Annotated in this window: 24 protein-coding genes, 1 tRNA gene and 2 pseudogenes; 18 read left to right on the forward strand and 9 right to left on the reverse strand. The window is 60.5% G+C overall.

The annotated features are described in order from the left end of the window. The 5 genes and pseudogenes from ACP5H1_RS04600 to ACP5H1_RS04620 all read left to right on the forward strand — a co-directional run. Window positions 1–253 (forward strand): annotated as a pseudogene (locus tag ACP5H1_RS04600) (malate dehydrogenase); the annotation flags it as partial. Next, on the forward strand, window positions 250–738 hold the full coding sequence (locus tag ACP5H1_RS04605; RefSeq protein WP_427972263.1) for a GNAT family N-acetyltransferase: 489 nt from the start codon (window positions 250–252) through the stop codon (window positions 736–738). The pseudogene ACP5H1_RS04600 and the gene ACP5H1_RS04605, both read left to right, overlap by 4 nt. Window positions 739–740: 2 nt before the next feature. Next, on the forward strand, window positions 741–1,229 hold the full coding sequence (locus ACP5H1_RS04610; protein ID WP_427972265.1) for an N-acetyltransferase family protein: 489 nt from the start codon (window positions 741–743) through the stop codon (window positions 1,227–1,229). An 89-nt stretch (window positions 1,230–1,318) separates the two neighbouring features. Then, window positions 1,319–1,729 (forward strand): metal-dependent transcriptional regulator, encoded by a 411-nt coding sequence (locus ACP5H1_RS04615; protein ID WP_427972267.1) that lies wholly within the window; start codon window positions 1,319–1,321, stop codon window positions 1,727–1,729. Then, entirely contained in the window at window positions 1,719–2,156 is a 438-nt protein-coding gene (locus tag ACP5H1_RS04620; protein ID WP_427972270.1) for a CopG family ribbon-helix-helix protein, read from the forward strand. The genes ACP5H1_RS04615 and ACP5H1_RS04620 overlap by 11 nt, the downstream gene beginning before the upstream one ends. On the opposite strand, the gene ACP5H1_RS04625 is transcribed toward ACP5H1_RS04620, so the two are convergent. Continuing rightward, window positions 2,157–3,278: a tryptophan--tRNA ligase gene (locus ACP5H1_RS04625; protein WP_427972273.1), complete on the reverse strand. Its 1,122-nt coding sequence runs from the start codon at window positions 3,276–3,278 to the stop codon at window positions 2,157–2,159. It abuts the gene before it with no gap. Between the two features lie 114 nt (window positions 3,279–3,392). Here ACP5H1_RS04625 and ACP5H1_RS04630 point away from each other — a divergent pair, with 114 nt between their 5' ends. Further along, window positions 3,393–4,337 carry a winged helix-turn-helix transcriptional regulator gene (locus tag ACP5H1_RS04630; protein WP_427972275.1) on the forward strand — a complete coding sequence of 315 codons (945 nt, stop codon included), beginning with the start codon at window positions 3,393–3,395 and terminating at the stop codon, window positions 4,335–4,337. Here the strand turns inward: ACP5H1_RS04630 and ACP5H1_RS04635 are convergent. After that, window positions 4,327–5,673, reverse strand: a complete 1,347-nt coding sequence (locus ACP5H1_RS04635; RefSeq protein WP_427972278.1) for a hypothetical protein — start codon at window positions 5,671–5,673, stop codon at window positions 4,327–4,329. The genes ACP5H1_RS04630 and ACP5H1_RS04635 overlap by 11 nt on opposite strands. Next, on the reverse strand, window positions 5,670–5,930 hold the full coding sequence (locus ACP5H1_RS04640; RefSeq protein WP_427972281.1) for a DUF504 domain-containing protein: 261 nt from the start codon (window positions 5,928–5,930) through the stop codon (window positions 5,670–5,672). The genes ACP5H1_RS04635 and ACP5H1_RS04640 overlap by 4 nt, the downstream gene beginning before the upstream one ends. A gap of 59 nt (window positions 5,931–5,989) precedes the next feature. Between ACP5H1_RS04640 and ACP5H1_RS04645 the strand changes: the two genes are divergently transcribed. Next, on the forward strand, window positions 5,990–6,478 hold the full coding sequence (locus tag ACP5H1_RS04645; RefSeq protein ID WP_427972283.1) for an HIT domain-containing protein: 489 nt from the start codon (window positions 5,990–5,992) through the stop codon (window positions 6,476–6,478). Between the two features lie 121 nt (window positions 6,479–6,599). Beyond that, window positions 6,600–7,280 (forward strand): PHP domain-containing protein, encoded by a 681-nt coding sequence (locus ACP5H1_RS04650; RefSeq protein WP_427972286.1) that lies wholly within the window; start codon window positions 6,600–6,602, stop codon window positions 7,278–7,280. Here ACP5H1_RS04650 and ACP5H1_RS04655 read toward each other — a convergent pair. Then, window positions 7,274–8,797, reverse strand: a complete 1,524-nt coding sequence (locus ACP5H1_RS04655; RefSeq protein ID WP_427972289.1) for a DUF2139 domain-containing protein — start codon at window positions 8,795–8,797, stop codon at window positions 7,274–7,276. The two genes, ACP5H1_RS04650 and ACP5H1_RS04655, sit on opposite strands and share 7 nt — an antisense overlap. Before the next feature lie 103 nt (window positions 8,798–8,900). On the opposite strand from ACP5H1_RS04655, the gene ACP5H1_RS04660 reads away from it, so the two are divergent. From ACP5H1_RS04660 to ACP5H1_RS04690, 7 genes and pseudogenes are all read left to right on the forward strand, one after another. Then, a complete protein-coding gene (locus ACP5H1_RS04660; RefSeq protein WP_427972292.1) occupies window positions 8,901–9,602 on the forward strand; it encodes a cyclase family protein in 702 nt (233 codons plus the stop codon). A gap of 107 nt (window positions 9,603–9,709) precedes the next feature. Further along, window positions 9,710–11,149: a B12-binding domain-containing radical SAM protein gene (locus ACP5H1_RS04665; RefSeq protein ID WP_427972295.1), complete on the forward strand. Its 1,440-nt coding sequence runs from the start codon at window positions 9,710–9,712 to the stop codon at window positions 11,147–11,149. Then, window positions 11,136–12,683 (forward strand): radical SAM protein, encoded by a 1,548-nt coding sequence (locus ACP5H1_RS04670; RefSeq protein ID WP_427972298.1) that lies wholly within the window; start codon window positions 11,136–11,138, stop codon window positions 12,681–12,683. The genes ACP5H1_RS04665 and ACP5H1_RS04670 overlap by 14 nt, the downstream gene beginning before the upstream one ends. 90 nt (window positions 12,684–12,773) lie before the next feature. Beyond that, the gene (locus tag ACP5H1_RS04675; RefSeq protein WP_427972301.1) at window positions 12,774–13,010 is read left to right on the forward strand and encodes a hypothetical protein; all 237 of its coding nucleotides are present in this window, start codon (window positions 12,774–12,776) and stop codon (window positions 13,008–13,010) included. A 13-nt stretch (window positions 13,011–13,023) separates the two neighbouring features. After that, window positions 13,024–13,344, forward strand: coding sequence for a DUF4382 domain-containing protein (locus ACP5H1_RS04680; protein ID WP_427972304.1), 321 nt, complete (start codon window positions 13,024–13,026; stop codon window positions 13,342–13,344). A gap of 262 nt (window positions 13,345–13,606) precedes the next feature. Next, window positions 13,607–14,554: a beta-ribofuranosylaminobenzene 5'-phosphate synthase family protein gene (locus ACP5H1_RS04685; protein WP_427972445.1), complete on the forward strand. Its 948-nt coding sequence runs from the start codon at window positions 13,607–13,609 to the stop codon at window positions 14,552–14,554. Window positions 14,555–14,621: 67 nt separating this feature from the next. Beyond that, window positions 14,622–15,701, forward strand: a pseudogene (locus tag ACP5H1_RS04690) (DUF1464 family protein); the annotation flags it as partial. A gap of 76 nt (window positions 15,702–15,777) precedes the next feature. On the opposite strand, the gene ACP5H1_RS04695 reads toward ACP5H1_RS04690, so the two are convergent. Further along, a tRNA-Ser gene (locus tag ACP5H1_RS04695) sits at window positions 15,778–15,864 on the reverse strand. Between the two features lie 128 nt (window positions 15,865–15,992). On the opposite strand from ACP5H1_RS04695, the gene ACP5H1_RS04700 reads away from it, so the two are divergent. Next, window positions 15,993–16,523: an inosine/xanthosine triphosphatase gene (locus ACP5H1_RS04700; RefSeq protein ID WP_427972307.1), complete on the forward strand. Its 531-nt coding sequence runs from the start codon at window positions 15,993–15,995 to the stop codon at window positions 16,521–16,523. Here ACP5H1_RS04700 and ACP5H1_RS04705 read toward each other — a convergent pair. Continuing rightward, complete coding sequence (locus tag ACP5H1_RS04705) at window positions 16,498–17,742, reverse strand: FprA family A-type flavoprotein (protein ID WP_427972309.1); 1,245 nt, start codon at window positions 17,740–17,742, stop codon at window positions 16,498–16,500. The two genes, ACP5H1_RS04700 and ACP5H1_RS04705, sit on opposite strands and share 26 nt — an antisense overlap. 191 nt (window positions 17,743–17,933) lie before the next feature. Here ACP5H1_RS04705 and ACP5H1_RS04710 point away from each other — a divergent pair, with 191 nt between their 5' ends. Next, window positions 17,934–18,725 (forward strand): sugar phosphate isomerase/epimerase family protein, encoded by a 792-nt coding sequence (locus ACP5H1_RS04710; RefSeq protein ID WP_427972312.1) that lies wholly within the window; start codon window positions 17,934–17,936, stop codon window positions 18,723–18,725. Window positions 18,726–18,765: 40 nt separating this feature from the next. Further along, window positions 18,766–20,184: a threonyl-tRNA synthetase editing domain-containing protein gene (locus tag ACP5H1_RS04715; protein ID WP_427972315.1), complete on the forward strand. Its 1,419-nt coding sequence runs from the start codon at window positions 18,766–18,768 to the stop codon at window positions 20,182–20,184. Here the strand turns inward: ACP5H1_RS04715 and ACP5H1_RS04720 are convergent, their stop codons facing one another. The 3 genes from ACP5H1_RS04720 to ACP5H1_RS04730 are packed head-to-tail and all read right to left on the reverse strand — an operon-like array spanning window position 20,185 to window position 21,921. Continuing rightward, window positions 20,185–20,343 carry a hypothetical protein gene (locus tag ACP5H1_RS04720; protein WP_427972318.1) on the reverse strand — a complete coding sequence of 53 codons (159 nt, stop codon included), beginning with the start codon at window positions 20,341–20,343 and terminating at the stop codon, window positions 20,185–20,187. It lies immediately after the preceding gene. Next, window positions 20,340–21,086, reverse strand: coding sequence for an ABC transporter permease (locus tag ACP5H1_RS04725; RefSeq protein ID WP_427972321.1), 747 nt, complete (start codon window positions 21,084–21,086; stop codon window positions 20,340–20,342). Before ACP5H1_RS04725 ends, ACP5H1_RS04720 begins: the two co-directional genes overlap by 4 nt. After that, window positions 21,064–21,921, reverse strand: coding sequence for an ABC transporter ATP-binding protein (locus tag ACP5H1_RS04730; RefSeq protein WP_427972448.1), 858 nt, complete (start codon window positions 21,919–21,921; stop codon window positions 21,064–21,066). The genes ACP5H1_RS04725 and ACP5H1_RS04730 overlap by 23 nt, the downstream gene beginning before the upstream one ends. Window positions 21,922–21,992: the final 71 nt, after the last annotated feature.

Consider the following 21,992-nt stretch of genomic DNA (forward strand, 5'->3'; position numbering starts at 1 on the left):
GGCGAAGTTCGCCGAGGAGAGGGGCATAGGGGAGGACAGGATACTTCCAACCATGGAGGAGTGGGAGGTGTACCCGAGGGTGGCGGCGGCGGTGGCAGTTAAGGCAGTTGAGGAGGGTGTGGCCAGGAGGACCACGACCTACAGGGAGGAGCTGGAGAGGGCCACTGAGATAATAGGGGCCGTGAGGCAGAAGATCCAGCTGCTTTGGGGCAACGGCATTATACCTAAGCCTCCCGTTGACTATCAGGGGTGAGCCGCTTGTACGCGGAGACGGGCATAAACATAAGGAGGGCGATCAAGGAGGACGTAAAGCAGCTCTCGGAGCTCATCTACAGGTTCTACTCGTTCAACGCTGAGTTCGACCCCAGCTGGGCGGCAGTAAATAACCTCAGGGAGCTGGCCAATGACCGTGCCAGTAAGCTTGTTGAGGACCAGGAGTCTCTTGTCCTGGTGGCCGTCCAGGGCCTCGAGGTCATAGGGTACCTCGTGGCCTACGTTGAGGAGAACGACCTGCTGATAAATGGGAGGCAGCTGGTGATCAAGGAGCTCTACATCAAGCCGGAGCAGAGGAGGCAGGGCGTGGCGACCCTCCTGGTGAACAGGGCCAGGGACGAGGCCAGGAAGCAGGGGGCGTCGCTAGTGACTGTCGAGTTCCCAGCTGGAAATAAAATAGCCGAGGACCTCTACGCTAAGATGGGGTTCAGGCCGTACCTGGTCAGGTACGTGAAGGAGGTGTGAGCATGTCGATAGAGAACATAGTGATAAGGAACATGACGGAGGCCGACATAGATCAGGTCACCGAGCTCGTGGTAAGGCTAAAGGGGCTCAACGAGGAGCTGGACCCGCACTTCAAGGTAGTCTCCAACATATATGACGTGGTCAAGGAGTACCTTGTAAGGTCGCTTAAGGATGAGAACACCGTGGTGCTCGTGGCTGAGGACACGTCGAACAAGGTGATAGCGGGGATCATAAGGTTTGTTATAGAGGACAGGCTCTTCTACGAGCCAAGGCTTAAGGCCCAGATAACGGACTTTTACATCAGGCCCCAGTACAGGAGGAAGAGGCTTGGCAAGATGCTGATAGACAAAACGTTCGAGGAGGCGCGGAAGAGGGGGGCGGGGATAGTGACGGCCATTTATCCGGCTGGCAACTCAATAGCCGACAGCTTCTACACGAGGCTCGGGTTCACGGAACTCAACAAGGAGCTCTACAAGCCTTGCAGCATCTGAACTGTATTACTGACGCCTACCTGGTGGCCTGCGTCCCTCAAGGGTTACCTACTAACTCTTTTTACCCTTCTGGCAAGCTAAAGCTAAGGGTGCTCGTGACGTACACCGGCAGCAGGCCCATATCACCCAGCCTGCAGGAGTACCTGACAGCCATTTACAAGCGCGGAGGCCTCAACTCGTGGGTTCGCACCACGGACGTCGCGGCAGACCTAGGGATGACCCCTGCCAGCGTCACGGAGGCCTTCAGGAAGCTCGCGGCCCTCGGCTACATTGACTACATACCGTACAGGGGTGTGAAGCTGACGGAGAGCGGGGCCTCGGTGGCGGAGCCCATAGTGAGGAAGGAGATGCAGATAAGGTCCGCCCTGATTGTCATGGGCGTAAGCGAGGCGGAGTCCGAGAGGCTGGCGTGCATGCTTGAGCACGCTATGAGCGACGAGGCCGTCGAGAAGCTCAGCGACTTTGTGAAGAGGTGCTCAGGTGGCGGCCATGGGCAATAAGGTGAGGTTTGGGGTAAGCCTTCCTGATGACCTGAGCAGGGAGCTGGACCTCTTGGCAGCGAAGGTTAACGTGAGCAGGAGCGAGCTTGTGGAGCAGGCGCTCAGGAACATGCTGAGCGACTACATACATTACTTAGTTCCACACGACTGCGATGGGGTCATGGTAGCGCTGTGCCCTGAGAGCAGGGGAAGCGAAGACATAATAGAGCAGTACTCGGACATAGCTGAGACCTACATACACGCGCACAGGAACGGCAGGTGCTTTGAGGTGCTGATGCTCTCAGGGCCCTCCCAAAGGATATCAGAGCTCCACGGCAAGCTGTTAGCAGCGGGGTGCGGGGTCAGGTTCCTCCCGAGCCTCTCCCTGGAGTCCTACTTCTCAATGCCGGAGAGCGCAGCCCAACAGGCGGGAAAAGGTAAATCCTAATTAATACTTTGGAAGTTCAACGAGGGACTGCGCCTTGTCCCTGTAGGCCTCGAGGGAGCGCTGGTGGGCCTCAAGGAACTTGGCCAGCTTCTCGGCGCCCATGGCCTTGCACTGGCCGCAGAGCAGGGTCCCTCCCCTGCACCTGGCCTCTATTGAGGAAAGCTCCGAGTCGTCAGGGACAAGGTAGTAGAGGTACTGGTCAAAGACAGGGCACTTGTCGGGCTCCCCGCCAAGCCTCCTCTGCTCCTCGGCCGTGTTGCGTCCCCCTGTGAGGGACGCCTTGAACTTCCTCACGGCCTCCTCTATGGGCTCGGTCAGGAAAATCGTGGCCTCAGGCCTGCTCTTGCTCATCTTGCCCCCGTCGAGGCCCCTTATCAGCTTGTGGTAGGTCGCCGCTGGCGGCGTGAGCTCTATCTCGCCCCTCATCCTGGCGGCTATGTCCCTGGTGAGCCTTATGTGGGGGTCCTGGTCAGCGCCCACCGGAACTACGACGTACTTGTAGCCGCCGTACTCCTTCAGCATGGGGTGAAGGATGTCCGCCGCCTGGGTGAGGGCGCTCATCACCTTGGCTGGGCTCAGGTCGCCGTATATGGCCTCCATCTCGTTAAACGTCACCTTAGCGCTGAAGAGCTGGATAAGCTCATGGTAGGGCCCCTCCCTGCCTGTCTGGAAGTAGAACTCGGTCCTCTGCGGGTCAAGGCCCAGGGCGAGGAGGTTAGGTATGAACTCCTCCAGGGCGCTCTTAATGGCCTCCTCCCTGCTCACCCTCCTCACGGCGTAGGCCTCGGCGTCAGCCATGCAGACGAACACCTTGAAGCCGAGCCTCTGGTAGAACGCGAGCTGAAGGCCGGTGAGCATGTGGCCGAAGTGGAACTGCCCGCTCGGCATGAAGCCCGTCACCACGGCCACCGGCTCGCCCGAGGCCCAGGCGTTGAGCACGACGTCCATGTCCCTGTGTCCGAATATTATCCCCCTCCTCATGAAGGCGCTGGGCTCCACCCCCATGGACTTAAGCTTCTCAAGTATCTCGGAGAAGGGCCTTATGCCGAAGACCTCGTACAGCCTCCTGTAGTCCTTTATGTCAGGCCTTCCCCAGGGGTCTATCCTCTCCTCGCTGCTCATGAGCTCTCCTTCCTCCCACGCCTCAGCTGAAGTATTAAGCCTAAGCCGCGTTATATTAGGAGGTTATTAAGTTATTTAAGAGTTGGAGAACAGCTGTGCGCTTTAGGGAGTGCCTTGCTGGACCAGGTGGACACTGACGTCATGAAGGCGATAGCCGACTATGGGCCGCTGACGCTCTCGGAGCTCTCAAGGACGCTGGGCTGGAGCAAGAGCATGGTGCTCAAGAGGGTCAGGAAGCTCGAGTCCCTCGGGCTGATAAGGGTCAGGGACGAGGGAGGGGTGATAATAATAAGCCCCGGGGGCTCGAGGGCCGAGGCGCCCGCTGTAATAGGCATAGTGAGGGCGAGCGAGTACCCGTACATAATGAGGCTCGTTAAGAGGCTCTCGGACAGGTACGGCTCGGTCACAGTAAAAGTTTACGATGACGCGCTCCAGGAGGCCATGGACTTGGCGGCGGGCAGGATACAGCTAGCTATGGCCCCCGCCATAACTCTGATAACCCTCAACAGGCTCACGGCCGGCTCCGTTCATATAGTCGGCGGGGGGAGCCAAGGAGGGGCAGGGATAGTCACGGGCAGGGGGGAGCTCGGCCACGCGACGTCAAGGATGTCCTCCATGGAGCTCTGCGCCGAGGTCAACAGGCTTGAGCCCCCGAGGGTTTACGCTAACGGCGGCGACAGCATACTTAACATGGTGCTCAGGGGCCAGGTGAGGGAGGCCGTCATCTGGGAGCCCTACCTATCTATTGCTGAGAGGAGGGGACTTAAGGTGGAGCACTGCGACCTAGAGACCTGCTGCCTCCTGGGGGCCAACAGCTCGCTTGAGGGCGAGTACGACAGGATAGCCAAGACTATGGAGGGGGCGGTCTCCGAGGTGAGGGAGGCCGACCTACAGGCCTACGCCAACCTGGTCGGGATGCCGTATGAGCTCGTCAGCGAGTCCATCAAGAGCTACAGCTTCCTTGAGAGGCCCGACAGGGAGGTGCTCAGGAGGCTGCTGCCTTACATGAGGTCCGTTGCCCTCCCGAGCTCGGCCGTTAACGAGGCCGTCAGGGCTTAATGGACTCGACTGCTGACCTCAGCTCAAAGAAGAGCAACGGCAAACTGGCCAGGAACGGCGCCAGCCTTGCGCTGAAGAGCTGGCCCCTCACCTTCTTCCACAGGGACGGCTCAAGGCTGCTGGCGTAGCTCCTGAGGGACTCCTTAACCAGGTCCAGGGGGGCGCCGAAGAACCTTGAGTAGTAGAAGAACACCGCCAGGTCCCAGGCCCCCCTCTGGGGCGTGAACTTGCCCGCCTGCTCAACGTCTATGAGCCACGCCCCGTCCCTGCCAATCACCACGTTGCTCGGGTTTGGGTCGCCGAGCGCGTATCCAGACCTATGGACGGTGGCAAGAACCTTGCCGGCCTCCTGCCAGTGGGCCGTTTCCCTGCTCCTCAGCACGTCGCTGCCGTCCACATAATCCCTCACCATGGAGGCCTCCATGGGGTTTATGCATAGGGCCAGAACCCTGGGCGTCCTGACGTACTGCCTGAGCTCCAGCAGCCTGCGGTACTCGTTTGAGGCCCTGCCGGAGGGCGTCTGGATGAAGGGGTACGCCGTTATTGACATAACCCCGGCGAAGAGCCACTTAAAGGTGCCATAGCCGTAGTCCTTAATGACGACCCTTGAGTTGCCGTCCTCGCAGAGGAGCGAGGAGTAGAGCAGCGACGACCTCCTGCACGTGGCCCTCTCCAACTCCAGCTCAACCGGGTGAGGGGCCCACCTACACGAGCTGAACAGGACGCCCTCGGGGATCACCACGGTCCTATAAGGGTCCTCGAGGAGGACGTTGGGAGGGCACTCGGAGGACTTCATGAAGAAGGACATGTAGGCGCCGGCCACGCTTATGCCCGCTGCCACGCTCTTTACAATGCCAGATATCAGTGAGGCCACGGAGCCCTTTACCTTGGACTCGCTGAGCTTGACGTAGCCCTCAGGCGTCAGGTCGCCCACGAGCTTAGCGTAGTCGCTGTAGATCTCTTCCAACAGGTCAACGTTGTGGGTGGACTCGTTGAATATGCACGAGTACAGCCACGAGAGCTTCGACATCCTGGCTATTGGGAAGAAGTAGGGAGGCACCTTGGCCAGGCCGGCCAGGGGCCCAAGCCTAGTTATGGCCTCCGAGGCCTCCTCCACCACTACCCTCGTCCTATAGGACTTAACTATGCTGGCAAGGTCGCTGCTGTAGTTGACTGCCGGGAGAAGCAGGGAGGCCAGGGACTCCCCCATGACCCCCAGGCTAGCGTCAAGCTTAAGCAGCTCTGCCCCGACGGTCACCTCCCTGCCGTTTACCTTGGGCGTCGCGAGGCCCTCAACAACCCTTATGGTGTACGAGGGACCCTTTATGTAGCTCAAGACTTCAGCCCTCTCCTCCAGGTCTCCCCGTTAGGCCCCCTCACCTCAACTACCCTGTGCAGCGGTATAACTGTGTCGCCGTCGTCAAGCGTGAGGGCCCACTCGCTCACGGCGGCTATCCTCGAGGCGTTGAGCTCCACAAGCCTCTGGCCGGCCTGGGGGTCCCTGTCAACGTAGATTATGATGTAATCCTGAGGCCTGCCGCTCATCAGGGCCCTGTTTATAACCTGCCTTATCACGCTTCTCCTCTTGCTCAAAGCTACCCGTGTCAAAGGAGTTTATTCCGCGTTAATAAGGCTCAGGTGGGTGTAGGCCTGTGCCTGAGGACGACGCGTTCTGCAAGATGGTCAGGGGCGAGTCCAAGGCGTACGTTGTCTATAGAGACGACAAAGTTATGGTCATACTGGACAGGTCCCCCATATGTAGGGGCCACATGCTGGTAATCTCAAAGGAGCACTTCGCTGCAGTCGAGGACGTGAGGCCGGACGTGGTGTCAAGGGCGTTCCTCGTGGCGGCGGCCATAGCGAAGTACCTCAAGAGGGAGCTCAAGGCGCCTGGCGTTAACATAGTCACTAACAGCGGCGGTCAGGCAGGGCAGGTGGTGTTCCACTTCCACGTGCACATAATACCCAGGTGGGCTGAGTGCCCTCCGCCCATATTCAGCGACGAGGGAGTTAACATAACAAGGGTGGCCCAGAGGCACAGGCTGACGGAGGCTGAGGCCGCCGAGGTCCTCAACATGATGAGCGGAGTCGCTAGCTACATAGAGGAGTACGTTAGGGGAGGGCAGGGGCCCAGCAGGTGAAGGTCAGCACTCAAGACCCTCCTCATCGCGGGCGCTCAGCAATGCCGAGCTCATCACACTTACACGTCAGAACCTAACGATTATTAATTCAGATGGAGCCCTTCAGCGCTGGTGGGCCTTTTTGGCCTGCAGGGCTGAGCTTCACTCCCACAGCAGGGTCAGCGACGGCAAGCCGACGCCTGAGGAGGTCGTAATAAGGGCCGCCCAGCTGGGGCTGAGCGCCATAGCGCTCTCGGACCACAACACATTTAGGGGCTCGGCCCTAGCCCAGGCCTCGGCCAGGGAGCTGGACCTCGACATAACGGTTATACCTGCCAACGAGGTGAGGACTTCGAGGGGCGACGTCCTGGTCCTCTGCCCCTCGCTGCCTGACGAGGACCCGCCCAAGGGGATAGAGCCGCCTGAGCTGAGAAAGTGGAGCCTCGAGAGGGGGTGCATAATGATAGCCGCCCACCCGTTCCAGCCCGGCAGGAAGGGGGTCGGCAGGTACCTGTTCTCTCATTATGAGGAGTTCGACGCCGTGGAGGTGTGGAACGCCAGGGGGCTGCCCCCCCTTAACTGGCTCGCGGAGAGGTTTGCCAGGTCGAAGGGCCTCCCCATGACGAGCGGCAGCGACGCCCACGTGATATCTGAGCTCGGGGAGGCGCCCACCGTAGTCTTCGCGGAGGGCTGCACGGCCGAGCAGATAATAGAGGCCGTAAGGAAGGGCATGTGCAGGCCCACGAAGGGCAGGATGGGCTTCAAGGCCCTGAGGGAGGCCGTTGAGTGGAGCGTGGGCAGGAGGCTTGGAAGGGCCTACTGAAGGTCTATGACTATCCTTGCCCTGGGGTCGGGGTCCTCGAGCCTGAACGAAAGTATCGAGTTGCCGAAGCCGCTGAGGTCAAAGACGTTCTTGCCTCCAGTTATGTCATAGGTCTCCTCATAGGCGTCCTGGGCGGGCAGCGAGAAGTCGTACTCATATACGTGAAGCCTGTTGCTCCTCCCAGCCCTTATCACAAGCCTTGGCCTGCTGTAGCCGGCTAGGGGTATGCCGCCGAAGACCTTGTCCTTCACCAGCAGCCCCAGCACTGAGAACCTGACGGGCGGCCCCCTCTCCAGGATCTCTGATATGGGCTCTATTATGAACCCCCTGTAGCCTATGTCCAGGGGCAGGGCGTTGTACCTGGAGGTGTTGGACATCGTGTTGGCCCCTATGACGAGCCTGTCCCCCACGGACTCAAAGCTTGTTATCCTGGCGCCGTAGGCGCCCACTATCCTTGCCACGGGCGGGGTTATGTAGAGGAGCACGCTGGGGCCCACTATCGTGTTTGTAGCCCTTGCGACCATCTCCTCGAACTGGTTGGTGGGCCTCACGAGGGACTCGGAGTAGGCGTTGAACGCAACCATGACGCCTCCCCCTATCGGCTTGGCGACGGTCCTCCTTGAGAAGTAGCCCGAGTCGCCGAAGTCGAACAGCCTCACGAACCTGACCGGCTCCGTCCCCTCGTCAATGGGGTTGCCCACGAAGGCCCCTCCCTTGACGAAGAGGAAGAACCTGCCGTAGGCCGAGGCCGCTGGGCCCGTCTGGGGCCAGCTTACGGGTGCGCCGTCAACTGACCGCCTGCTTATGTCGCCAAGGCTAGTGTACGTTACCTTCTCGTTGGTGAGGTTGACGCACTGTATTCCTGTGACCGCCTTGGTGAACAGCACCCCGTGTATGTCCTTTATCTGCCGCTCAAGTATGTCAAAGCAGGCGTACTCATAGACCAGCGTCCCCTTGAGGGCGGGCCTCTCTGAGAGCTTCCTTGGCTCGCCTGTCCTGCGGTCGATGCTATAGACTCCCAGGTTTATAGTTCCGTCCCCCCTGGCTATGAGCAGCTCGTCCTGGACTGGGTTGTATATGATCTCGGAGACCTCGCCGGCCCACTCGTCCTTCCTGGCGGCCCCCTCCTTCCACAGCAGGGAGATCCTCCTGTCCTCGACGTCATAGAAGTGGACGTGGCTGTACTTGTTGACGAAGGATATGGTGCCCCTCAGCGACGCCTCAGAGCCCTCGTAAACCGCGGGGGCGTGGACCCAGCCGCCGAAGTATATGCTGTCGTCCACGGCATCAACGGCGTTATAGGTGTCTCCCCCCGAGGTGGGCAGGGGGCCTACCTGCTCGAACCTGTACCTCTCCACGCCGCTGTCGGTGACGAAGTTGGCTACGGCGTCAAACGCCAGGGTGTAGTAGAGCACCCCCCTGTAGTACTTCAGCCCAAATATGCCCCCGCTGCCCCACTCAGGGGCGTAGCTGGGCGGGTGGTCGTGCAGCATTCCGAGTATTTCATTTGTACCCACGGCGCTGCCCCAGGGAGCCTGTGCGCCCAGGGTAAAAACGGGTCTCAGGCGCAACGCGGCCTACTACTCAGCGCCTTTATAGTTCCGCCGTGACACAGCCCTGGTGAGCGCGTTGAGTCGCGGCTTCTCCGGGAGGGTGATAGACCTAACATGCGAGGCCTATAACGGAATGCCGACATATCCAGGGGACCCGCCCTTCAGGCACGAGTTCGTGCTCACGGGCTCCAGGGAGGGCGAGGTCACCCTGTCGCGCCTTGAGGCGGGCTCCCACTCCGGAACCCACGTAGACGCCCCGCTGCACTTCATACCTGGGGGCCTCAGCGTGGACAGGATACCGCCCGAGAGGCTAGTGCTGCCCGCTGACTTTGTTGACCTCAGCTACAAGAGGCCTAAGGAGGCCATAACGTCAAGGGACCTCGAGGGCAAGGTGCACGCGGGGAGGGCAGCCGCGCTCTACACGGGCTTCTCGAGGCTAAGGGGGTCCGAGGACTACCTCCACGCCTGGCCATACCTTAGCAGGGACGCTGCCGACTACCTCGCAGGCGTGGGGGTTGGAGCGGTCATGACCGAGGCTATGAGCGTCTCCGGCTGGGCTGGGGCTAAGGGCTACCCGTGGCCTCCGCTCGTGAGCGAGGAGGAAGCGGCTTACGTTCACGTGAGGCTGCTGTCCTCAGGAGTGATTATAGTAGAGGGCGCATGTAACCTGGGCGAGCTTGCGAGCTGCAGGGACCCGCTGCTTGTAATAGCGCCACTCAAGGTTCGCGGGGCCGAGGGGGCCATGGCGAGGGTCCTTGCTTTATGCTAGCGAGCGTTCGGGCCCTGATCTACAGCCTATCATAGGAGCCAGCCCTAGGCCATCTACAGCTTAGCGTATAGCTATTAGATCTACGTACAGTAATAGGGAGATAAACGGTGAGGGTACTCTTGGCCCTACCCCCAGACGTCCACAACCTGGAGATCTACAAGGTCACTGGGATGAGGGCTCCTCCCCTCGGCCTTGCATACATAGCCTCCGTCCTTGAGCAGGCCGGCCACAAGGTGAAGATAGTTGACAGCCCCACGAGAAAGCTTGACATGAAGTCATGGATGGCCGAGGTCAAGGCCTTTGACCCAGACATAGTGGGGATCTCGATGCTGACCCCCCTTGCTCCCAAGGGTTACATGGCCGCCAAGGCGCTCAGGCAGGAGATGCCTGACGTCATACTAGTTGCAGGGGGAACCCATCCTACCTACATGTATGACGAGGCGCTGGACGCAGGGTTTGACTTTGTCGTGATGGGGGAGGGGGAGTTCACGATGCTTGAGCTCACGAGCACCCTTGAGTCCAAGGGGAGGGACTACGAGGCCCTGAGGTCGGTGAAGGGCATAGCCTTCAGGGAGGGAGGCAAGACCATAGTGACGCCCGACAGGCCGTTCATAGAGGACCTTGACAAGCTTCCCTGGCCCGACAGGGACCTGCTTGACATGGATAAGTACACGCTCTTTAACAAGCCCATCAGGATAGCCCACGTCATGGCCAGCAGGGGGTGCCCTTACGGGTGCATGTACTGCATAACGAGCTACTACTGGGGGAGGAGGTACAGGTACAGGTCCGCCAAGAACGTTGTTGACGAGATAGAGTACCTGGTGAACAGGTACAGGGCCAAGGAGATAGTTTTCACGGACGACGAGTTCACCGCTAACCGGAAGTTCGTGAGGGAGTTCATAGCTGAGCTGAGGTCAAGGGGGCTTGACGTAAAGTTCTCGTGCGGCAGCAGGGTGGACCACGTGAACAAGGACATAATGAAGCTGCTCTATGACAACGGCTGCAACGCGCTGTACTTCGGCGTTGAGTCGGCCAGCCAGGAGACCCTGAACAGGATAGGCAAGAAGATAACCATAGAGCAGGCCAGGAGGGTCTTTGAGTGGAAGAGGGAGCTCAAGGGGTTCGCAACGGGCTCCTTCATACTTGGCTTCCCCTGGGAGACCGTTGACGACATGAAGAGGACGGCCCAGCTAGCCGTGGAGCTGGGCCCCGACTACGCCCAGTTCACGGCGTTGACCCCGTACCCGGGCACCCCTCTCTGGGACTTCGCGGTGAAGCACAACCTGATAGTGGACACCAACTGGGAGCACTATACAACTGTGAGGCCGGTCATTAGGGGCTTCCACTTCACTGCAGAGCAGCTGGGCAGGGCGCTGATTTACGCTTACAGGAAGTTCTACCTGAGGCTGGGCTTCATATCGCAGGAGATCAGGGCCGGCCGCCTGGGCGACCTCATGTCTGTGCTGGCGAGGGAGGCCCTCTCGGCGTTCGGCGACGCGGTTGGTCGCATATTTGAGCCCCTGAGGTGGGGTGGTGAAGGTGAGTGAGGGTTTCTCCCCAGTTGAGCCGGACCATGATGACGGCAGGAGGGGCAACATAGGCCACCTGCTGGCCGGCATCAGGCTGGTGTTCAACAACCCTGTGACCCGGGCGTCGCTCAGGCTGGCATCAAGGACTGTGAGGGTTAAGTACAGCGACGGCACCGTGAAGGAGGCGCCCCTCATCTACCACGCCCTCAGCAGGTTCGTTGGGGAGCAGATAGTAGAGTGCCCTCTCTACGCCAGGTTCCTCATACCAATAATAGACAAGACCATAGAGTTTGGCATCAGGATGCTTCACGGCGACGTCGAGGACGCGAGGAGGGCGATAAGCGACCCCGCCATAAGGAGGGGCGTCGCCCTCGTTATGAAGGGGCTGGGCCTCTACGGCGTCACCGTGCCCCAGAAGATGCCTGCGCCGTTCCTAATAGTGTGGAACTTCACAAACATGTGCAACCTCCGGTGCATGCACTGCTACCAGAGGGCGGGGGCCCCGACCCCTGACGAGCTGACGCTCGAGGAGAAGCTCAGGGTGGTTGACGAGCTGGACAGGGCCGGCGTGGCCTCAATAGCCCTCAGCGGAGGGGAGCCCACGATACACCCGCACTTCCACACAGTGCTTAAGGCCATAGCGTCGAGGGGCATACACGCGGCGGTGGCCACCAATGGATGGGTCTTCGCTAACATAAACGAGCTTGAGAAGGCCAAGGAGGAGGGACTGAAGTACGTTGAGGTCTCGATAGACAGCGCCACCCCAGAGAAGCACGACAAGTTCAGGGGAGTGCCGGGCTCCTGGGAGAGGGCGGTGAAGGCCCTTGAGAACGCCGTGAAGCTGGGCATGGATCACGGCATGGCCGTGACCATAACTAAGATGAACATAGGTGAAGTGAAGGAGCTCCTGGACCTGGCCGAGGACATAGGGGTGAGGAGGGTTATATTCTTCAACTTCGTGCCCACCGGAAGAGGCCTTGAGAACATCTGGCTGGACCTCGACCCCGTGGAGAGGGAGAAGTTCCTCAGGAGCATATACCAGGAGATGAAGAGGAGGCCAGGGCTTCAGATAGTGAGCACTGCGCCCCAGTACGGCCGCGTCGCCCTGCAGGCCAGCGGGGGCCAGGAGGTGGCCCCGACGCACTTCGCCGTCAGCGATGACCCGATAGTCAGGGCTGTCGCTGAGTTCGTCGGCGGCTGCGGCGCCGGAAGGATATACGCTGCCATACAGCCCAACGGGGACGTCTCCCCCTGCGTCTTCCTCCCGGCGGTGGTAGGGAACCTCAGGAAGCAGAGCTTCTGGGACATCTGGACCAAGACCCCGCTCTTCAACGACCTCAGGGACAGGGACAAGCTGAAGGGGTACTGCAGGGTCTGCCCCTACAGGAACATATGCGGCGGCTGCAGGGCCAGGGCCTACGCCTACTACGGCGACCCCCTGGCCCCTGACCCAGGGTGCATCTATAACCTCAAGGAGTGGCAGCAGCTGGCGTCGAAGGCGCCAAGGGTGAGAGTCGTCAACAACTCCAGGGAGGCCCCAGGGCAGGCCTAAGGCCGCGCTGGCCTTCCCTAGGCCTCCCGCGCCCTTTCCCGGCCCAGCCCTTTTCAGCCTGGGCCCTACACAGAGGCTCGGTGATGCAGGGTGAGGGCCTCGGCACTAGCGGCCATAGTGATAGTGGTAATAGCCGTGGCCGCGGGAGGCGCGTACCTGGCCGTCTCAAGGTCCCAGGGCTCCGTCTACGTTTACATAAGCGACCCCGGCAGGGGAGGCAACGTCACTACTACAGGAATATACCTCACTGTGACGTCAATCATGGTCCACTCGGCCAGCACGGGCAAGTGGCTCACTATAACTAAGCAAGTGGCTCACTATAACTAACAGGACAATAACCGTGTTGCTCTCCAGCGTGCCCCAGGCGGTGGCCCAGGCCAGCCTGCCGCCCGGCGTCTACAACGAGGTTAGGCTCTACGTGAGCTCGGTCACGGTGCAGCTCGGCTCCGTAAACGTCTCCGCGAAGCTCCCGAGCAGCGTGCTCAAGATACCGATAGTTAACGGGGGCCTCAACGTGACAGCCGGCAGGAGGGCGTACCTGGTCATATCAATGGGCCCACACGTGACGCAGGCGGCCGGAGGCTACATAGTGAGCCCTGTGGCCGTCGCCTACGCCCACTACGCGCCGCCGAACACCACGTCTAACACTACCGCCGCCTAGCCGTGCCTCCTATTTTTATCCTGTTTGCTCGTCCCTGCGCTTTCGCTTTGGTCCCTTTTTTGAGTTAACTCGTGGTCAATCGCGGGCCAGCGCTTGTCCACCTGATGAGCTCAGCTGCAGGCAGGTCATGGGGCCGCGGTTACCGCCTTCACCTCATCACTTCACGGCCAGCGGGCACGTTTGGCGGCCATCTCTCGTCCAGCAGGCTCGTAACTTACTTTTACCCTGATGGTCAACAGTGCCGGGGGTCCCCTTGAGGTACGTGAGGGTGTTCTCGCCGAGCCACCTGCACGCCGGCAACCTTGACCTGTGCGGTGACATGGGCAGGCTCTACGGCACCGTGGGCTTTACCCTGGAGGGGCCAGGCCTCGTCGTCAGGGTCGAGAAGTCTGACCTCCTTGAGTCAAACGACCAGCACGCGCTCCAGGTCCTCAGGGCGCTCAGGGAAAGGTTTAACCTGAGGGGGGCCAGGGTGACAGTCGAGAGGGGCTACCCACCTTACTCAGGCCTGGGCTACGTCACTGGCCTTTACTTCGCCGTGGCGGAGGGGGTGTCAAGGCTCTACGGCCTCGACCTGAGGCCAGAGGATGCGGCGCTTGCCGTCAGGAGGGGGCTCGTGACCGCCCTGGGCCTCTACGCGGCCAAGGTGGGGGGCTTCATAGTTGAGGGGGGCTTCAGGAAGGACATGGCTGAGAGGGAGGTGCCTCCCCTGATCTTCAGGGGCGACATACCCGCCCGCTGGCTCTTCATAGTGGCCCTCCCCTATGGTCCCCTCCCGCGGATACAGAGCTTCAGGGCCAGCTCAGAGGACAGGGCGCTCTCAGAGGTCAGGGAGGACTGCGGCCTTGCCTCCAGGCTCTCGAGGCTGGTCCTAATGAAGATGCTCCCGAGCTTCGTTGAGGGCGACATCAAGGAGTTTGGCGAGTCGCTTACGGAATTCAACAGGTCGCTGGGGCTGGCATGGTCAAGTTACCAGGGGGGCACGTACTGCTGCCCCCTCGTGGAGAGGGGCATTGAGATCATGTTGAAGCACGCCTATGGCGCCGCTCAGTCATCCTGGGGACCAACGTTCTACGGCTTAACTGACGACGAGCGGGAGGCAGAGAGGGCCGCCTCAGAGCTTGAGGAGCTCCTTAACGCCAACGGAGGGGGTGAGGTGCTCATAACCAGGGGCAGGAACAGGGGTATCGAGGTGGTGGACTACGGTTAGGGCCCTAGGGACGGACTCGGGCACAAAGAGCTACGACGTCTTCGGCTTCGACGATGAAACAAACGAGGTCATAGCTGACGAGTCAATACCTAGGGACTACATGGTCAGGGATCCGGGGGCCGTGCTCAGGAGGCTTAAGGAGATAGTGAGGGAGAAGGGCGTTGACGTCGTCGTAGCCTCGAGCGGCTACGGCATACCCCTGAAGCTGGCCAGGGAGGCCAGTGACGAGGAGATAGCGCTCGCTACCTTCATATCTGCTGAGGACGCCGCCAAGGGCCACAGGATACTTGGACTGAGGAGGCTCCTGAAGATGATAAAGGAGGACCCGGAGCTCAGGGACATCACCTACTTCACCCCGGGCGTGGTCCAGCTGCCCACGGTGCCTGCCTACAGGAAGCTGAACAGGGTTGACATGGGGACGTCCGACAAGGTCTACAGCGCCGCGCTGGCCATAGCCAGGCACGCCGAGGCGTTCAACTTGAGCTATAATGACGTTAACCTAATAGTAGTTGAGGTCGGCTTTGCATACACATCAGCCATGGCCGTCAGCTCAGGCCAGCTGGTCGACGCTGTGGCAGGCACGGCGGGCTTCCCTGGCTACCTGGGCTCAGGCTGCATTGACGGCGAGGTGGCTTATGCCATCTCTAACGTGTCCAGGATCACGAAGGAGATGCTCTTCGCTGGGGGAGCGGCCTACCTGGGCCAGGGGGACCCCTTCACGAGACCAGTCGAGGACTTCGTTTCCTCGGGGGGCGACGGCTACAGGGCGCTCGTGGAGTCAGCAGCCAAGGACGTCATGTCGCTCCTGGTGTCGACAAGCCCGCAGGCTGTCTACGTCAGCGGCAGGTTCTCAAGGGTCGAGGGATTCATTGATGACCTGGGCAGGACGATAACCGGAAGCCTCCCGGGCCTCTGGACGAGGCTCAGGGTTGTCAAGCTCAGGACGAGCGGCAGGGTGGCTAAGGAGGCGGCGGAGGGCGCGGCGGTCATAGCAAACGGCCTTGCAGGCGGCAGGTACAGGAAGCTGGTGGAGGTCATGAGGCTGAGGGAGAGCTCAGGCTCAATATTTGACCACGTGACCATGTTTGACAGGGAGGAGCTAAGGAGGGCTTACTCAAGGCTCTTGGGCGCTGACCCTAAGGGCTAAAGCGATGCCAGAAGGAGGCCAACAACACTATGGAGCAGGCAAGGGGGCACGCCAGAATAGCCATCGCAGAAGCGTGTGGCGCCGCGGGCGGGATTTGAACCCGCGCGGGGTTTCCCCCACCGGCTTAGCAGGCCGGCGCCCTGGCCAGCTAGGCGACCGCGGCACCGGTTAAGGAGGAAAGGCAAGGTGCTTATAACCTTTAACTCCGCCAGACCCAGCTCCTGCACGCAGGGGAGGGGCCTCAGTGATGTATTACCTCCGGCACTAAGGGTACCGATGAGGTGAAGGCATTTGGCTGAGGGGCCCTGCCTGGAGGTTGCCCTGGGGAGCCAGAACCCTGTCAAGGTTGACGGCGTCAGGGAGGCCTTTGAGGCCTTCTACGGGTGCGCCACTGTAATTCCCGTAAGCGTCAGCGGCCTGCCTCCCCAGCCTGTGGGCCTTGAGCAGACGAGGAGGCTGGCCATGCTTAGGGCATCAAGGGCCCTTGAGGCTACCAGGGCCCGCGTTGGAGTGGGCGTCGAGTCCGGCATGTTCAAGGTTGACAGCGCATGGTATGTCATAACTGTCGCCTGCGTGATGAAGGACGGCAAGGTAGCCTGCGGCACCTCCCCCGCCTTTGAGGTGCCTGAGGACCTGGCCAGGGACTCCATGAGCTCAGAGCTTGACAGGGCTGTTGAGGCCAGGTACGGCATAAGGGACATAGGCTCAAGGGAGGGCATAATAGGGCTCATGACGAAGGGGGTCGTCGTGAGGAAGGACCTGGTCAGGTGGGCCTCCCTGATGGCGTTAGCTGGGCTTAATGGCCTCCCTCAAGCGCCTTGAGGACCTCCTCGGCTATTCTCTCGCCCAGCTTGTCCAGGGCCTCGAGCTCCTCCTTCCTGGGCCTTGTCCTCAGCGTGACCAGGGGCTCCACGACCCTGAAGCCCGCCTTACTCAGCACGTCAGCCGCCAGCTTCGCCACGGGGCCCCAGCCGTAGCTTGTGACCACCCCGGCGGCCCTGCCCCTGCCGAACATCTTGACCTGGTATGTGTAGAGTATGTTGTTTAGGGGCATCGGTATCGAGGCGTCATAAGTTGGAAACACCGTGAGCACGGCGGCAGAGTTGTTGCTGTAGCTCAGCGCGTATGACATGTGCTCCTCGGCGGCATCTATGAGCCTCACCCTGAGGCCGTGGGACTTGACTATGTCGCTGAGCCTCTTGACGGCGTCCACGGTGTGGCCGTACATGCTTATGTAAAGTATTGAAACCTCGGGTTCAAGCCTTGGAAGGGCCCAGTCGTAGTAGAGCTTCACGGGGAGCTTCGGGTCGCCCCTGTACAGCGGCCCGTGGGCGGGCGCTATCACCTTCACCTTGTCAAGGATTGCGGAGAGCTTGTTGAGGGCGTCTATTGTGTTCTTGGTGTACCTTCCCACTATGTTAACGTAGTACCTCTTGGCCTCCTCTATGTAGTGCTCCATCTCAAGCTGGTCATCGAAGAGCCCTCCCCTCAGGGCCACGTAGGAGCCGAAGACGTCGCACGTGAGGAGCACCGAGTCCGTCTCATCAAGGGTCACCATGGTCTCAGGCCAGTGGAGCCAGGGCGTGTAGATGAACCTCAGTATCTTTCCGTCGACCTCAAGTCTGTCGCCATCCTTAACGGGCACCACCCGGTCCTTGGGCACGTCGTAGAAGTCCCTTATCATCCTGGCGCCCACCGCAGATATCAGCACCTTGGCGTTCCTTGCCCTCCTCAGGGTCTCCTCCAGGGACCCCTGGTGGTCCGGCTCAAGGTGGTTCACCACTATGTACTTGACCTTGTCCATATCTTCAACTACCTTGCTCAGCTTGGCCAGGTAGAGGTCCGTGTACTCCTCCTCGACGCCGTCAACCAGCACGTAGCCGCTGCCCGTCGCTATGACGTAGGCGTTGTAGGAGATTCCCTCGGGTATGGGCCACATGTTCTCGAACCTCACCTTCCTGGTGTCGTTGACTCCAACCCAGTAAACCCCATCAACTACCTTAACGGCAGAGCTTAGGTCCGCGTAGCTCACCTCTATCACCTTTTATTCTAACTTAAGTTAATTAAAAGCAGCATTTATACGTTTTTATCTCTTAATTAGAAGAAAATTTTGTCTGGAAACATGTATACTTTTGTGCAGTAACCAATCTCTTTTATTAGAATTGTGCCCAGAGTGCAGCGCCTTCCAGTGCTTAAAAACTTGGGGTTGGCTACCACTGTGCGGTGGCGCACATGAGGGTCGCCTACGCTACTATGCTTTACAGGACGCTGCCTCCAGCGGAGGCGGTAGTAAAGCTGCACAACATGGGCGTTGACTACTATGAGCTTAGCTATGATAACTTCATCAACAGGAAGGGCCAGGAGGACGCTCTGCTTGAGGAGACGCAGGCCGCCCTCAAGCGCCAGGGCCTCACGGTCTCAAGCGTGCACCTGCCCTACGACAAGCCAACCCTTGACATGCTTGCCCAGGGCAAGGAGGGGGCGGTTACCCGCATGATACGCTGGATGAGGGCAGCCAGGGACATGGGGGCCACCATAGCGGTCATTCACACCCTCCCCCTCAAACGCTCCGAGTCGGCCATGGCGGCTAACATAAGCGTGCTGAGCAGGCTCGTCAAGGAGGCCAGGGAGCTGGGCCTCGCGCTGGCAGTTGAGAACAGGCTGGAGGGCGACCTGGTCGGCTCCAACGTTGACGAGCTGATCAAGATGGCGAGCTCCGTCGACGGCCTCAAGCTGTGCATAGATGTGGGTCACCTTAACGTCAACACTAGGAACCCGCCTGACGAGATAAGCAAGGCGTCCCAGGCCAACCTGATAGCAGAGGTGCACGCACATGATAACGACGGCTACGCGGACGAGCACGCCCTGCCCATGACTGGGACGGTGGACTGGTACAGGGTGGCCGGGGCCCTGCTCCACTTCGACGGCCAGATAACCTACGAGGTCTCGTGCGGCGGCCCCGAGGCGAAGTGCGACAACTACGTCAGGTTCCTGAAGATGTTCAACAGGAACGTCTTCAGCTGACGCTTTTAAGGTCTAAGCCCCCTGGGAGCTGGGGCTGGCCTTGAGGTTACTTATGATACACGTCTCGGAGGTCAAGTTCTGGGCAGTTGAGGAGGCCATAGACAACCCGCCCGACCCGCCCTCAAAGTTTGAGGGCAAGGACTGCGTGGTGGGCTTCATAAGCGTGGAGGAGGGCGACACGCCGGACCTGGCGGGACAGGCAGCCATGGAGATAGCGGAGCACGCCAGGAGGTCCGGCGTCAAGTGCGCGGTGGTCTACCCCTTCGCCCACCTGTCGCCAAGCCTGGCCCCTCCGGACGTGGCGGCTGAAATCCTAAGGAAGGTGGAGGACGAGCTCAAGTCAATGGGCTTTCAGACGGCCAGGGCCCCCTTCGGGTGGTACAAGGGGTTCACAATAACGTGCCCAGGCCACCCAGCCTGCGAGCTCTCGAGGACAATAACTGCGCCCAAGGGGCCCTGGTACCTGCCGGGCGACGGCTCCCAGCTTGGGATAAGGGAGGCCATAGAGAGGGGCCTCCTGCCCAAGGAGGTCGAGGTGGGCAACCCATGGGACAATGAGTCCCTGGGCTCGCAGTCAAAGCTGGGCCTGACCAGCGGCGGACTGACGTCGCTCGGCGAGGTGGCCATGGAGGCCCTCTCATCATGGTTTGCAGAGAGGCTGGGGCTCACAAGCGTTGAGACGAGGGGCGGCGGGCCCGAGCAGGTCTACGGAATAGGCGGCATCGCGGCAGTGGTCAAGTCTTGCCTTGACGTTGGCAGGTACGCCGAGTCGGGCGTGAGGGTCAGGTCGCCGCTGCCGGGGGCTGACATGATAGTTGCGCCCGCTGACGTAGGCGATGAGGCCATGGTTAAGATGCTTGACGAGCTTGAGGAGGGAATATCAAGGGACACGACGTGGATTGACGTGGGGACCTCCAAGGGCTTCTCGATACCTTACGACATCCAGTACTCCCTCAGGCTCCTCGCGTACAGGACGAGGGGAGGGGGGCTGGCCGCCCTGGGCCTTCACGGCGCGGTGAGAGACAGGCAGGTGACGTGCGTCGGCCCGCTGAGGCTGATAATGTCGTCACTTGTAGACTTCGGCCTCAAGCTGGCCGACTCCGGCAGGACGCCATACCTGCCGTTCTGGCTGTCGCCCCTCCAGGTGGCAGTGATACCAGTCAAGGACCAGCACGTGGATTACGCCAGGAGGCTCCTCCAGGACCTCATTGACGTGGGCGCCAGGGCCTACCTTGACCCGCCCACCAAGGGCCTTGGGGCCAGGGTCAGGGCCGCAGGCAAGGCGTGGGTCCCAATAATAGCTGTCGTGGGGGACAAGGAGGTGGAGAGCAACACAGTCAACATAAGGAGGAGGTGGCTCCAGGGCCAGCAGGAGGTCGTGCAGGCCGAGGCCCTAGTTGAGGAGGTCTCCCAGCTCCTGGCGTCAGGCCCCGGCAGGAGCTTCCAGCCGCCTGAGTAACTAATCCTCGCTCCTTCCTAGTATTTCGTGAAACGTGTTCCTCCTGCACTTAGGGCAGTACATGTATATCCTGTTGCTCTTCAGCGTGCTCAGGTCCATGCCTGTCTCAAGGTCCCTCTCGAGGCCGCACTCTGTGCACCTGACCCTCCACTTGGTCAATCCTCCCACCTTCCCAGCCACAGCCCTAACATGGCGTATGCGACGTTCTCCACTATAAATATGCCCAGCAGGGCGAAGGAGGGCGGGTCGCCAGCCATTAGCTGCTGCAGAAAGACGGCCGCGGGCGTCGCGGGGGACAGCATGAGGGCGTAGAGGGCTGGCCTGGGCAGCGCCGTGTATGGGTAGTATATAGGCGGTATCATGGTTAGGAATATGGAGAGGAAGGAGGCCAGGCCCCACGAGTTCCTCACGTGCCTCAGCCTGCTCCCGCCCAGGAAGGCGAGCCCAGCGCCCCCGACGGCTAGGAACAGGAGGGCTATGAGCAGCACGGCCCACTCCAGGGGGGTCGTCAGGACCCTGAACACTATTAGCAGGGCCAGGAACACAGCAAGGCCCGGGAATGAGTAGAGGAGGTTCCCGAGGCCTACGCCCACCAGGTACTCTATCGGGCTCACGTCGGCGGCAACCAGGAGGTCCTGAAGCTTTATCTCGAGCTTCATGAACGCCGTGTCGCCCAGCGCGCTCAGGGCGTTGCTGGTCACAGTTGAGATGACACCGCCGAGTATGGCGTAGTCAATAAGCCTCCCCCTGCTGAGCATGTATATCATGAAGAGCAGGGCCAGGGGCCAGGTCATGTATGAGAGCACCCAGCCCGGCCCCCGCTTAACTGACGACCAGCCGTAGAACCAGGCGAACGTCAGCACGAACCTTGGACTTAACTTAAGCCTCGCCATCCCCCTCATCCTCGCTCAGGGGCCTGATGCCGTTTATTATGAAGACGTCGTCAAGGTTAACCGGCCTTATCGTGACCTTGAGGCCGTCGCTTATGAGCCCCCTGGCCTCCTCCGGCGTCATGTATGATATCCTCATGCCCCCTATGCTTATGTCACCGTAGCCCTCGACCCTGACCTTGCCCTGGAGGGGCCTCATGAGCTCCTCAAGGGTTCCCTGGGCTATCACCCTGCCCGAGTCCAGGAGGACCAGGTACTCGCACAGCGCCTGGGCCTCCTCCATGTCGTGGGTGGTGAGGAGTATGTAGGACTTGAGCTGCCTCATGGCCCCCCAGGTCTCAAGCCTCGAGAGGGGGTCGAGGCCGGCAGTGGGCTCGTCCAGGAACGTGAGCTCCGCCTGGGCAGCCAGGGCCATGGCCAGGAACACCTTCCTCTTCATGCCGCCGCTCAGCTCGTCCGTGGCTATGTTCATGAAGTCCCCAAGGCCAACGTCCTTGAGTACCCTTCGGGCCTCCTGCTTGGCCTCCGATATCGACCAGCCCCTGGCCACGAGGTACATTACCACGTGCTCGTAGGGCGAGGCCACGCCCATGGGCCTTGCTTCCTGAGGTATGCTGCATATCCTCCTCCTCAGCGCCTCCCTGTCGGCGACCACGTCCAGGCCCAGGACCCGGGCCCTTCCGCCAGTGGGCCTGAGCTGGGTTGAGAGTATCCTGACGAGCGTCGTCTTGCCGGCCCCGTTTCTACCTATTATACACGGCACCCTGGCGTTAAGCCTAAGGCTGACGCCCTTGAGCGCCTCAACCCCGTTGGGGTAGACCTTTCGCAGGTTCTCGGTCTCGATCACGTCCAAAGGCCCCACCTTGCTGGAGTCCTAGTGATAGCGAGTCGCATTGAGCCCTATTAACTGCTACCCAG

The organism is Acidilobus sp. (assembly GCF_049973875.1).
Classification (GTDB): Archaea; Thermoproteota; Thermoprotei_A; order Sulfolobales; family Acidilobaceae; genus Acidilobus.